The following is a 13,033-nucleotide window of genomic DNA, read 5'->3' as shown; positions in this document are numbered from 1 at the left end:
GATAATTATAACAATAATTTTGAATATTCAACTAACCTTCATAATATAAGCGACTCAAGTATCCTTATTAAAGCTATAGAAATAAATAATCCTAGAATAAATATAGTAACTGGAATTTCACAGGATGTTTTATACAAAATGAAAGAGAACAGATTTACTATAAATCTAAATATTAACCAAACTAAAGGTAATGCCGTTATTAGACCAAAACTAGTATACAGTATAGATAACAAAGAAATGTTCATGCCACTAAATCAAGCCATCTATGCTTCAACTGTCCCTTATTCCGAGCTAGTGGAAATTTTACAAGAAAACGGAATGTTAAATAAAGAAAAATAGATAAAAAAGCACTTCCTAGATGATACATTTAGTATCTTACCAAGAGGTGCAGATGTTTGATTATGCATTGTTTGAATTTAGACTTACTTTTCTTTTTAAGATATTTACTAAATCATTGAATCATTCTTATACTAATTCGAAAGGTGACCCAAATAAGACATCCCCAATCTTTTCTTTTAATTTTAAAGGAAAGATTACGTTTGGTTTTGTCTATTTAGCGAGTCACCTTTCTACATTAAAGCTCTAGTTCTCCCATTCTAAGGAGTTCTACAACAGCCTGTGAACGCCCCTTCACGCCCAGCTTCTGCATAGCATTAGAAATATGATTTCGAACTGTTTTTTCGCTTATGAATAAATCACTGGCGATTTCCTTAGTCGTTTTGTCTTGGACTAGCAGTTCAAATACTTCTCTTTCTCTTTTGGTTAATAATGGCTTGTGAGTAAATTCATTCTCCTTCAAGTAGTGTAACCCTCCTTGCCTTTGCCAGCTATGAACTTTGGGATGGGTATAGTTATAGTCTGAATATATTATGTAAAATGACAACTTGGAGTGACTGGATTTATGGAAATTGGGAAAGGTTTTTGCCTTTTTAATTTTTTCTTTTCCATTCCCTCTTTTTATTATGTATTTAGAAAAGAATTCCATTGTATAATTAGTATATATTTCCGTATTTAAACCAAGGAGGCAATGAATGAAAAAAGCATATCAGGTCGTAATTTCCGTTATAGTCATTTTTATTCTAAGTGCTTCCATCTAGGCTACAAACAGTTTTTCCAATAATAAGGAACAAGTGAAAAGAGCTGTTGAAAATCATCTTTACAATATAAGACATTACAAGCAAAAGGCTATAAAAAAAATCGAGGTTCACTACGCCATGTTTGGATTTCATGCGATTGTCATTTTCCATGATGAAAAAGATGTTGCTTATACTTATATGTATAAATCTGAAAATAAAAGGGTTTATCAGCATTCTTTCAATAAGCTTAATGGAGATGCAATCTCCAGCATTATGGCCAAACATTCCGAGGAAAAGGAGTCATAATAAACTTCCTAAAAAATTAATGGTATAATGGAAAGAAAATTGCACTTCCAAATCTCTAAGTTTTGGTGATAATAATGGATTTAAACATTGAATTCTTGACTAAATTACATCAGGAGCTACTTCAGGATACATATTTTGATTATGAAGGAGAAGGTACTAGTTGTATTGACTTCGTTACCATAATGGGAGCCTTATTTTATTTTGAACACCAATCAAAAAAAGCAAAGAAGGATAATAAATTAATTATTCCAGTATTCCATGCAATCCTTTGGGAAGAAAACAGACCACTACTAGAAAAACTAATAGCTTGGATATTGGATGAACCTGTTCATCTTCAATTCCAACCAATCGATACTGATCTTCTTTCACCTTCGTTTTTACTGCCTAATCAGCATGATGTAACCTTGTTTTTAGATGATTTAGATTCCATCATTGGTGTTGCGCAAAATGCAAAGTCTTCTACTGCCTCCGATTATATTAGACTAGTAAATAAGGAAAATGGAAAATCAAAGCAAGGGAAACTAGCCTCCTTCCTGAGGAGTAAAGGAACAGATTCTACTGAGATTATTACCTTAAATTCAGCGATTTCCAAGAAAATTAGAAAGCAACAATCATCAGTTAGCCTCTGTCTACTCGTTTCGATTGCTGCTGTAAAAACATTTTTCAACGGTGGGAAGTATGTATATGTTTTCCAACTGAGTAAAATGAATCCAGATCCTTCAAATGGTTTTAATATATGGAAAAAATCAATGCATCCGAATACATTTAAACATTTAAATGATATTTATGCTGGTTTGGATCTTCATTTGCAAATTCAAACTCCTATACTTTTGAAATCTGTTCAGTCTCTCATGCTTGATTTGCCTAAAGAGTATAAAATCCAAATTAAGAACACGATAAGCTGTGTACGAATGAGTAGAAATGGAGCTATTCTTCCGTGTGGAATATGTCTTTCTTGCCTGCAAAGAAAAATAGCTTTATCCTCATGCAATAGCGAAGTGTATGATACGTTCTATCACTATGATTATGAGCAAAAAATATCAGATATAGAAAACGACGGAGATCGGACAATTTTTTTGGAAAGTATTCAACAAATGGAAAGTATCTGCTCTTATTTGGAAAACAAATTACCTACGCTATCTTTAGAAGAACAATATATAGCAAAGGAATTTGCCAATGCTTATTATCAATATATGACAAAGTATCAAACGTAAAGAAGAGGCTGGGACAAAACTAAATAACTAATCTTTAAAGACGAACAATCTTTAATTTAACTCTTAAATAAAGCTACTTTATCTATGTTTTTAAATCTAGTTAAGTGTAAAAACTAAGTCGTTCCATTGCGCTACAGACGCTCGATGCGCCGGGGAGGAAGCTAAGCCTCCTCGCTGCGCTGCGGGGTCTCAGCCTTTCCTCTATTTCCCGCAGGAGTCGAGCGTCCTCCGCTCCATTCCACTTCGTTTTTAAACCTTTTTCTAAAAAACAAACACGAACTATAATGCAATCTAATTACATTAAAGTTCGTGTTTGTTGTTGGTTGAAATACTTTTGTCCCAGCCTCTTTGATTAATGATCACTACCAAAGAAATCCTTAAACGCTTGAAAAGTTGCTTCACGGTTTAATGCTGCAATCGATGTAGTCAATGGAATTCCTTTTGGACAGGACTGCACACAGTTTTGTGAGTTACCACAATTAGCTAGTCCACCATCTCCCATAATTTCTTGCAATCTCTCTTCTTTATTCATTTCTCCAGTTGGATGAGAATTGAAAAGACGAACTTGAGAAAGTGGCGCTGGTCCAATGAAATCTGATTTGCTATTTACGTTTGGACATGCCTCTAAGCAAACTCCGCAAGTCATACATTTCGATAACTCATATGCCCATTGTCGTTTTTTTTCTGGCATTCTTGGGCCTGGTCCAAGATCATACGTACCATCAATCGGGATCCATGCTTTTACTTTCTTCAAGCTATCAAACATTCGGCTGCGATCCACTTGAAGATCACGGACGACTGGGAATGTTCTCATTGGTTCTAAACGAACCGGCTGTTCCAATTGATCAATTAGCGCCGTACAGGATTGGCGTGGTTTTCCATTAATAACCATTGAACAAGCTCCGCAAACTTCTTCTAAACAGTTCATATCCCAAGCTACTGGAGATGTTTTTTTCCCGTCGCTTGTGACAGGATTTCTGCGAATCTCCATTAATGCAGAAATTATATTCATATTAGGACGATACGGCAAAGTAAATTCTTCTACATAAGATGGTGAATTAGGGTCATCTTGTCTTTCAATTTGTAACGTTACTGTTTTTTGCTCCCCCATTTTATTTCACTCCCTCTTTTTGCTTTGAATAATCTCTTTTTCTCGGTTTGATTAAGGAGGTATCCACTTCTTGATAATGGAAATCTGGCGCCTTGTTTCCACCAACAAATTTAGCCATTGTTGTTTTTAAGAAATCTTCATCATTTCTTTCCGGGAATTCCGGCTTATAATGTGCTCCACGGCTCTCATTTCGGTTGTATGCACCAAGGGTAATCACACGTGCTAGCTGAAGCATATTCTCTAATTGACGAGTAAATACGCCTCCTTGATTCGACCATTTTGCCGTGTCATTAATATTAACATTTTTATAACGCTCTAATAGCTCTTGAATCTTATCATCTGTTGCAAGCAACTTATCGTTGTAACGAACAACTGTCACATTGTCAGTCATCCATTCTCCTAATTCCTTATGAAGAACATAGGCATTTTCTGTTCCATCCATTTTCATGATATCCTGCCATTTGGATTCTTCTTGTTTCATAGCTGAATCATATAGAGCAGATGATAAATCTTCTGCGCTTTTGCTTAATCCACTGATATATTTAACCGCATTTGGACCTACTACCATGCCGCCATAAATTGCCGAAAGTAAGCTATTTGCTCCCAAACGGTTGGCTCCATGCTGAGAATAATCACATTCTCCTGCAGCAAATAGGCCTGGGATATTCGTCATTTGATCATAATCCACCCATAATCCACCCATGGAGTAATGAACTGCAGGGAAAATTTTCATCGGAAGCTTACGTGGATCTTCGCCAGTGAATTTTTCGTAAATCTCGATAATGCCGCCTAGCTTAATATCAAGCTCTTTTGGATTTTTATGAGATAGATCTAAATACACCATGTTTTCCCCATTGATGCCGAGCTTTTGATCGACACAAACATGGAAAATTTCGCGGGTTGCGATATCCCTTGGCACAAGGTTTCCATAAGCTGGATACTTCTCTTCTAAGAAATACCATGGTTTCCCATCTTTATACGTCCAGATACGGCCGCCTTCCCCACGAGCTGATTCACTCATTAAACGGAGTTTATCATCACCTGGAATTGCAGTTGGATGAATTTGGATAAATTCACCATTTGCATAATAAGCTCCTTGCTGATAAACAACAGATGCTGCTGAACCAGTATTGATAATGGAGTTCGTAGATTTTCCGAAAATAATTCCAGGACCTCCTGTTGCCATAATAACAGCATCTGCAGGGAAGGATTTAATCTCCATTGTCTTTAAATCTTGGGCTTTAATTCCTCTGCATACCCCTTCATCATCTGTGATAATTCCAAGGAATTCCCAACCTTCATACTTTACCACAAGCCCATCGACTTCATAACGTCTTACTTGTTCATCTAATGCATAAAGTAACTGTTGTCCAGTTGTTGCTCCGGCAAAGGCTGTTCGATGATATTGAGTTCCTCCAAAACGACGGAAGTCAAGTAATCCTTCTGGTGTCCGGTTAAACATAACACCCATTCTATCCATCAAATGGATAATTCCTGGCGCAGCTTCAGCCATTGCTTTAACTGGCGGTTGGTTTGCTAAGAAGTCCCCACCGTACACTGTATCGTCAAAATGTTCCCAAGGAGAATCTCCTTCCCCCTTCGTATTTACCGCTCCATTTATTCCACCTTGAGCACAAACGGAATGTGATCTTTTTACAGGCACAAGGGAAAACAGTTCTAAAGGAGTCCCTGTTTCTGCTACTTTGATTGCTGCCATTAATCCTGCCAAGCCACCGCCAACGATGATAACTTTCCCTTTCTTCATAACAAACGTTCACTCCCTCATCTATTGCTCTATTAATCTACTATTATTAAACAAATGCAAAAATTGCTCGTACACCTACAATTGTTAATGCAACAAAAATTCCTAGTGTTACATATGTATTAATTCGTTGCGATTTAGGAGAAACCGTAATACCCCAACTAACACAGAAGGACCATAATCCATTAGAGAAGTGGAAAATTGTTGAGATAACTCCTACTAAATAGAATACTAACATCCATGGATTAGCTAAATTTTCACTCATCATCTCATAATTTACTTCTTGCCCTAATTGTGCAGCCACTCTTGTTTCCCATACATGCCAAACGATAAATATTAATGTGATAATCCCTGTCACCCTTTGGATATAGAACATCCAATTTCGAAAGTATCCATAATTTTTTGTATTATTTTTGGCTGTAAACGCAATATAGATTCCATAAATTGCATGATACAATATTGGTAAAAATATTACAAAAATTTCAAGAAAATACCGAAAAGGCAAATGCTCCATAAATCCAGCTGCCTTATTAAAAGATTCTGGACCGTTAGTTGCAAAATGATTGACAACTAAATGTTGGATTAAAAATACCCCTACGGGAATTACCCCTAATAAAGAGTGAAGCCTTCTGAATAAAAACTCTCGATTTGCTGCCATAAAATTCCCCCCTAATTGATGACATACTCCCTTTGCCCATAAAGCGATAACATAACCAAAAATTCTTACAATTTAGTGACAATTTAATTGTACTCTTAAAAAAAAATGCGGTCAAGAAAACGGATACATTAAATAAATTTTCTTTCGCTTTTTTTCTATCTATATGTGAAAAAAAGTAAAAATTTCCTCCTTTCTATTATTCGCATAAATTTAATATGCAAATCAAATAATAGAATCAACAACAAAGCCATTTAGAAAATATTTTTAATACAAATTTTGATTAAGGCAACCTAATATTTTGATATTGGTTTGGGGACTGCAACTTCTTGTTTTGCCTGCTTTTTCTCCCCTTTCCTCCTTTCTTACAGGAATTTGATTCCCTGTTGTTCGCAACTTTTATGAAAAAGTTATAACCTACTAAATGAGCTTTCAAGAGTGTTTGGCATTGCTAAATTAAAAAATCATTCTCTTTTCTTATGATTTTTTTTCGTTTATACAGTATACTATTTAGACAATATATTTTATTCTATTTTATTGGAATCCATACTTTTTTACATCATTAATTATTGTATGGAATAATCCTTCATGACTTAATATGATGACTTTTTAAGGAGATTACTTCTTCTAAGTAAGTGAATATAATAGAATGGTAGAAAGAGGAGAGCATATTGAGTAATTTAACATCCGTAGAAGAAAAAAAACAGGTGGAAGCTGCTGATCCGCTTACTGTTCCCGCATATGGATATGAATTAATTCGAGAAATACTTATCCCAGAATTATTAGGCCGTGAAACCCCTGATCTTTTATATTGGGCAGGTAAACGTATTGCTCGCTTATTTCCTTTACAGGCAATAGAAGAAGCTTATGCTTTTTTTCAAAAAGTCGGATGGGGTAATTTAGAAGTCGTGAAACAAACCAAAAATGAAATTACCTATCATTTATCCAGCGAACTCATTGAAAAAAGATTAAAGGAAAAAGGGAAATGCACATTTCAACTAGAAGCAGGATATTTAGCTCAGCAATATGAGCAGACAAAAAATGTTATTACTGAAGCCTTTGAAGACCCAAAAAGAAAAAATCATAAAGTTACCATTACTGTTCGATGGGATAGTAAAGATTCAGTAGTGGAATAATGAGGTGACTCCATATGACGTAGGAATTTTCTATCAGTTCCTTACGTCATATGGAGTTTTTTAAATGATGAATGCATTTATTTTTTCTTGGAGTTCGACTGCTACATCTGATAATGAGCTGGCTGCTGCTTTTATTTCTTGCATTGCAGCTAATTGTTCTTCGGTTGAGCTTGCCATTTCCTCAGAATAAGCTGCATTCTCGCTTGAAATGGTTAATAATTCATTTGCTGATATACTTACCATTTGTACCTGCTCTGCTATTTGATTAGACAGATTAGCAACTTCCGTCATCTGTGGTGAAATGTTTTTTACACGATGAATAATGCCACTAAAGGCTTCAAAAGTTTGCTCGGATGCCAGTATTCCCTTTTGAACACTTTTTGTAACTGTTTCCATCCCGTCAACAGTTGTTTTTGTATTCGTCAAGATGTTAGTAATAATATCGGCAATTTCTTGCGCAGATTGTTCTGACTGCTTGGCAAGTTTTCCAACTTCTGTCGCAACTACGGCAAATCCTTTTCCATGCTCACCTGCTCTTGCAGCTTCTATTGCTGCATTTAAGGCAAGCAAATTTGTTTGGTTAGCTATTCCACTAATAGTCTCTACAATAGATTCTATTCTTTGCGAGTGTTCTTGTAAGGAATGAATTTGCTGATTCGATGCTTCAACGGAATGATATATTTCATTCATCTGGCTCAGCGTATTGTTTACCGTATTCTCTCCTTCTTGTGCCTGAATGACTGTCTCATTTGTCAATGTGGAAACAATTTTTGCATTTTCGGCAACTTTATTAACATGATTCTCTATTTCCTTTAATGCATTAGAATTTTCCATTAAATTATCCTTCTGTATTTCGGCCTTACTTGAAACTTCCTCCAATGCTCCAGCTACATATTCAGATGCAGATGCTGTTTGATCAGAGCTTGCAAGCAATTGCTCAGACGAAGCGGCAATATGTTCCGATTTTTCGTTTACATCTTTAATGATACTATGTAGATTTTTTGCCATATTTTTAAACGCGTGAGCTACTTGGCCTATTTCATCCTCTCTATAAATGTCTACTTTCTCTGTTAAGTTCCCCTCACTCATTTTTATTGCTGTTTCCTTCAAGTTATTTAATGGTCTAATAAAGGAATTAATGAGCAAGAATACAAAGAATCCGCTTACTAATAACGACACTACAATTACTAGAACAGTTTGATACAAAATAGGAAAAGTCATATCATTAATTTCTGACTTATCTACAACACCAGTGATTTTCCAGCCTACTGTTTCATTCGTTATATATTGCAGAATATAGTTATTTTCTCCATCGGCTAGATCGATGCTTCCCTCATTTTTGTCGAACATTTGATTAAACACTGTCTGTTCAGCAGCTGTACCGGCTTCTTCCTTTGGATGTACAATATATTTTTTATCTTGATTTAAAATGATGATATAGCCTTTATCACCTATTTTTACATCTGAAACCAAGCTTTTTATTCGCTCTAAGCTAACTTCCATTCCTACTACACCTTTTTTATCCTCCGTCTGTTTAGAAACAGCCACAACTAAACTGCCTGTAGCAATCGAAGTATAGGGACTAGAAACGTAAACAACCCCCTCTTTCTCCATCCCGTTTGTGTACCATGCATCTTTCCTTGGATCATAGCCTTTTCCTTGAATACTATTCGGAGATTGGATGAGTGTTCCTTCTTTAGAACCAAAGAAAACGCTCTCAATTTCTGGATTCATTTCCATGTATTTATCAAATTCTGTCTTTACCGTCGAATAACTTTCTTCTGATTCATCAAAATTAACTTTTTCCGAATAAATCACCGTTTGATAGATACTGGTGCCTAATGTATTCCTAATAATATTGTCGACTATTTTTACGTTTTCAGACGAAGTATTTAAAAATTGATTTTCCATTTCATTTCTCGCTTTTATATATGAAAACGTGCTAATAATTAAACTTGGAATAATTAATATTAGTGCAAAAGAAATAATCATTTTGGTTTTCAACTTCATTTTAAATCTTGTTTTGCTCTTCTCCTTAGTTCTTTTTACCCTATTCCAACTCATTTTCTTCATAGCAGAACCTCCTTTATAGTAAAATATTCCTCTTTTTATATCTTACCATATATATTAAGCGTTTTCATAACAAAATTTTCTATTTTCCATTTTTGAAAATCAAACTAAAAAGCCGCTCCCTAATCCAAGCTTTTGGAAAGAAGCGGCTTTTTGTTTTTATGCATTCACTGGAATTTTACTTAATTCAAACGCATCATGCAATGTTTCTACTGCTTTAACCATATTCTCTTTTTCGATAACAGTGGAAACTTTAATTTCTGATGTGCTCACCATTTTAATAACAATTTCTTCAGCTGATAATACTTTAAACATATCTGCTGCAACACCTGGATTGGAAATCATTCCAGAACCAACAATAGATACCTTGGCTAAGCCTTGTTCAGAAGTAACTTTATCATATCCTAGTACACTCTTATTTTCTTCTAATACTTTTAAGGTTTCTTCTAAATCACTATCTTTAATGGAAAATGATAGGTTTGTCAGCTGATCATTAGTAAGACTTTGGATAATAATATCTACATTTATATGATGAGATGCAAGTGTTGTGAAAATAGTAGAAAGACTTGTTAACGGATTTTTTAATCCAAATACCGTAACACTCGTAATATTATCTTCAAACGCAACTCCACGTACGACTAAATTTTGTTCCATTGAAACTTCCTCCTCGATGATTGTTCCTTCTTCTTGTTCCATACTGGAGCGGACCACTAATGGAACCTGATAGTTTTTTGCATATTCTACCGCTCTTGGATGCAGAACCCCTGCCCCTAAATTCGCTAATTCTAACATTTCATCGTAGGAAATAGCTAATAGCTTTCTAGCATTTTTAACAAACCGAGGATCTGTTGTGAAAACACCGGTTACGTCTGTATAAATGTCACATTTATCCGCTTTTAGCGCTGCTGCAATAGCAACTGCTGTTGTATCAGAACCACCGCGACCAAGTGTGGTAATATCACCAGCTTCTGTAACTCCTTGAAATCCTGCGACAATAACCACTTTACCATCTTGAATTTGCTTTTGAACTTTTTCTGTTTGCATGTTTAAGATTCTAGCATTGCCATGAACGTCCTCTGTTTCTATTCCTGCTTGCCAACCAGTATAAGAAATAGCGTCAACGCCTTTTGCCTGTAACGCCATGCTAAGAAGGCTAATTGTAATCTGCTCTCCAGTTGATAGTAATACATCCATTTCCCGTTTGGACGGCTTTGGATTTATTTCATTTGCTAGCGTCACAAGGGAATCTGTTGTTTTCCCCATTGCAGAAACAACAACAACTACATCATTGCCTCGATTTTTTTCCTCCATTACTCTTTCTGCTACATGTAGTATTCTTTCAGCACTACCTACTGATGTTCCACCGAACTTTTGTACAACTAAACCCAAAGTCATTCCCTACCTTCTTGTAATCTTAGAGGTTTCTTTTTCTTTCTCATTGCTTTTTATTTATGTATTTCCTTTTCTTTTCCAATAATTTTAAATTCCAGAAAAAACGGATTAAAAAAAGCAATGAGAAATATCTCATTGCTGTGCAGGCCAATAATAGTATTAATTCGCACAAACAGTGAGATAGCTCTCCAAAACAGTTCCTTGTTTTGACAATCTTACATTTATTCAATGCAAAACCAGTAAAAAAAGCCATGAGAGCTTTCTTTACTTCGGCGATCTATCCCTTTCATAATTCTTCTCTGAAGCTCATTCTTCTCCGAATTATTACTATTGAAGTTCGCACCTCTACCTTCACTTATTAAGTTATAAGTTGCCATCATTATAGCATAATGTTTTCATTCCAACAAACATTATTTTCTATTCTTGTAATTTAGCAAGTAGCTGTTCCGCCACATTTGTTGGTATTCCAATTTCTAAGAACTCTTCCATCGAGGCTTCTTTCATTTTCTTGACTGAACCAAAAGTCTTTAACAATAATTTTCTACGTTTCTCCCCAATGCCAGGAATATCGTCTAATATAGATTGAAAAGCATTTTTCCCTCTTAATTGACGATGAAACGTAATCGCAAAACGGTGAACTTCATCTTGGATTCTCTGCAATAAATAGAATTCCTGACTATTTCGCTCCAGTGGAATAATCTCTAAGGGATTTCCATATAGCAGCTGTGAGGTACGGTGCTTGTCGTCTTTCACTAATCCCGCAACTGGAATATCTAAGCTCAATTCGTCTAGCAGAACCTCTCTAACTGCCTCTAAGTGTCCCTTGCCTCCATCAATTAAAAGTAAGTCTGGCAGTGGCAATCCTTCTTTTAAAACTCGTTGATACCTTCTACGAACTACTTCACGCATCGATTCGTAGTCATCTGGACCTGTTACTGTCTTAATTTTATATTTGCGGTATTCTCGTTTCGACGGTTTTCCATCGATAAATACAATCATTGCAGACACAGGATTTGTCCCTTGAATATTACTATTATCAAAAGCTTCAATTCGGAGCGGAGTATATATACCGATTTGCTTCCCTAGGTTTTCAACCGCTTTTATTGTCCGCTCTTCGTCTCTTTCGATTAAGGCAAACTTTTCTTTTAAGGCATTTTTCGCATTTTTATTTGCCAATAAAACAAGTTCCTTTTTTTGTCCCCTTTGTGGCTTTGTTACTTTTACCTTTAATAACTGTTCAACAATATCCCCTTGTATATCGTCTGGAAGATAAATTTCCTTTGGCTTAAAATGATTGGCTTTATCATAAAATTGTCCTAGATAAGTCAACATTTCCTCTTCCGGCTCTTGATAAATAGGGAACATACTAACATCTCGTTCAATTAGTTTCCCTTGCCGAACAAAAAATACTTGAACACACATCCAACCTTTGTCATAGGAATAGCCAAAAATATCTCTGTCCACTAAATCCGTCATCATCATTTTCTGCTTTTCCATTGTTGCTTCAATATGGGCAATTTGATCGCGATATTCCTTCGCGCGTTCAAAATCTAATTCTCCTGATGCTGCCATCATTTTTTCGGACAAGTCTTTTTTTATTTCTTTGTACCCACCATTTAGGAATTTTGTAATATCATCCGTCATTTTCTTATATTCCTGCTCACTAACCTCATTCACACATGGAGCCAGACATTGCCCCAAATGGTAATATAAACATACTCTATCTGGTAATACATTACACTTCCGTAAAGGATAGATTCGATCAAGAAGCTTCTTCGTCTCATTAGCCGCTTGTACATTCGGATATGGACCGAAATACTTTCCTTTATCCTTCTTTACATTTCGCGTTGTAATGAGTCTTGGATGTTTTTCTGCCGTTAATTTGATAAACGGATAGCTTTTATCATCCTTCAACATAATATTGTATTTTGGATCATGCTTTTTAATCAGATTTATTTCTAAAATAAGCGCTTCGATATTGGAAGAGGTTATGATATATTCAAAATCTTCTATTTCATTGACTAGTCTTAATGTCTTTCCATCGTGAGAGCCTGTAAAATAGGAACGAACCCGATTTTTCAGCACTTTTGCTTTTCCAACATAAATAATCGTGCCTTGTCGGTCCTTCATTAAATAACAACCAGGCTGATCAGGTAAGATCATTAATTTATTTTTAATGATATCGTTCAATGTTTTCCCTCCCAGCATGCAAACCTAAACAAACGAACATATATACTATCTTCTCTAATTATAGAGAATTTCATCGAATCATCAAGGAAAAAGTATAGGATGGAAATATTTTATGAGAACG

At 35.4% G+C, this 13,033-nt stretch carries 11 protein-coding genes and 1 riboswitch; of the genes, 4 read left to right on the top strand and 7 right to left on the bottom strand.

Going from position 1 to position 13,033, the window contains the following annotated elements; all coding sequences use genetic code 11:
* Positions 1–339 (top strand): hypothetical protein (locus ACWNMZ_RS20270; RefSeq protein ID WP_449598864.1); only part of this gene is annotated, 339 nt, incomplete at its 5' end.
* A gap of 235 nt (positions 340–574) precedes the next feature.
* On the opposite strand, the gene gerE is transcribed toward ACWNMZ_RS20270, so the two are convergent.
* Positions 575–799, bottom strand: a complete 225-nt coding sequence (gene gerE / locus ACWNMZ_RS20265) for a spore germination transcription factor GerE (RefSeq protein WP_016201768.1) — start codon at positions 797–799, stop codon at positions 575–577.
* 331 nt (positions 800–1,130) lie between these two features.
* On the opposite strand from gerE, the gene ACWNMZ_RS20260 reads away from it, so the two are divergent.
* Positions 1,131–1,382: a hypothetical protein gene (locus ACWNMZ_RS20260; protein ID WP_449598863.1), complete on the top strand. Its 252-nt coding sequence runs from the start codon at positions 1,131–1,133 to the stop codon at positions 1,380–1,382.
* A gap of 74 nt (positions 1,383–1,456) precedes the next feature.
* Positions 1,457–2,596 carry a hypothetical protein gene (locus ACWNMZ_RS20255; protein ID WP_449598862.1) on the top strand — a complete coding sequence of 380 codons (1,140 nt, stop codon included), beginning with the start codon at positions 1,457–1,459 and terminating at the stop codon, positions 2,594–2,596.
* Between the two features lie 352 nt (positions 2,597–2,948).
* Here the strand turns inward: ACWNMZ_RS20255 and sdhB are convergent, their stop codons facing one another.
* The 3 genes from sdhB to ACWNMZ_RS20240 are packed head-to-tail and all read right to left on the bottom strand — an operon-like array spanning position 2,949 to position 6,127.
* A complete protein-coding gene (gene sdhB, locus ACWNMZ_RS20250) occupies positions 2,949–3,707 on the bottom strand; it encodes a succinate dehydrogenase iron-sulfur subunit (RefSeq protein ID WP_031534770.1) in 759 nt (252 codons plus the stop codon).
* Between the two features lies 1 nt (position 3,708).
* A complete protein-coding gene (gene sdhA, locus ACWNMZ_RS20245; protein ID WP_251629474.1) occupies positions 3,709–5,472 on the bottom strand; it encodes a succinate dehydrogenase flavoprotein subunit in 1,764 nt (587 codons plus the stop codon).
* A gap of 46 nt (positions 5,473–5,518) precedes the next feature.
* Complete coding sequence (locus ACWNMZ_RS20240; RefSeq protein ID WP_031534774.1) at positions 5,519–6,127, bottom strand: succinate dehydrogenase cytochrome b558 subunit; 609 nt, start codon at positions 6,125–6,127, stop codon at positions 5,519–5,521.
* 668 nt (positions 6,128–6,795) lie between these two features.
* Here ACWNMZ_RS20240 and ACWNMZ_RS20235 point away from each other — a divergent pair.
* On the top strand, positions 6,796–7,260 hold the full coding sequence (locus ACWNMZ_RS20235; RefSeq protein WP_031534776.1) for a YslB family protein: 465 nt from the start codon (positions 6,796–6,798) through the stop codon (positions 7,258–7,260).
* A 60-nt stretch (positions 7,261–7,320) separates the two neighbouring features.
* On the opposite strand, the gene ACWNMZ_RS20230 is transcribed toward ACWNMZ_RS20235, so the two are convergent.
* The 3 genes from ACWNMZ_RS20230 to uvrC form a co-directional block, all read right to left on the bottom strand.
* Positions 7,321–9,333 carry a methyl-accepting chemotaxis protein gene (locus ACWNMZ_RS20230; protein ID WP_048717219.1) on the bottom strand — a complete coding sequence of 671 codons (2,013 nt, stop codon included), beginning with the start codon at positions 9,331–9,333 and terminating at the stop codon, positions 7,321–7,323.
* A gap of 156 nt (positions 9,334–9,489) precedes the next feature.
* Complete coding sequence (locus ACWNMZ_RS20225; RefSeq protein ID WP_031534780.1) at positions 9,490–10,719, bottom strand: aspartate kinase; 1,230 nt, start codon at positions 10,717–10,719, stop codon at positions 9,490–9,492.
* Positions 10,720–10,895: 176 nt separating this feature from the next.
* Positions 10,896–11,078: riboswitch (Lysine riboswitch) on the bottom strand.
* A gap of 61 nt (positions 11,079–11,139) precedes the next feature.
* Complete coding sequence (uvrC, locus tag ACWNMZ_RS20220) at positions 11,140–12,912, bottom strand: excinuclease ABC subunit UvrC (RefSeq protein ID WP_031534782.1); 1,773 nt, start codon at positions 12,910–12,912, stop codon at positions 11,140–11,142.
* Between the last annotated feature and the right edge of the window lie 121 nt (positions 12,913–13,033).

It is taken from the genome of Niallia sp. Marseille-Q9988 (genome assembly GCF_976954375.1).
Note: the sequence above shows the minus strand (reverse complement) of the source record. Positions and strands in the feature narration are given on the sequence as shown.

Bases quoted from the DNA above. Each gene is read 5' to 3' on its own strand.
- ACWNMZ_RS20255 (WP_449598862.1), top strand. From the start codon at position 1,457: ATGGATTTAAACATTGAATTCTTGACTAAATTACATCAGGAGCTACTT.
- sdhB (WP_031534770.1), bottom strand. From the start codon at position 3,707: ATGGGGGAGCAAAAAACAGTAACGTTACAAATTGAAAGACAAGATGAC.
- sdhA (WP_251629474.1), bottom strand. From the start codon at position 5,472: ATGAAGAAAGGGAAAGTTATCATCGTTGGCGGTGGCTTGGCAGGATTA.
- ACWNMZ_RS20240 (WP_031534774.1), bottom strand. From the start codon at position 6,127: ATGGCAGCAAATCGAGAGTTTTTATTCAGAAGGCTTCACTCTTTATTA.
- ACWNMZ_RS20230 (WP_048717219.1), bottom strand. From the start codon at position 9,333: ATGAAGAAAATGAGTTGGAATAGGGTAAAAAGAACTAAGGAGAAGAGC.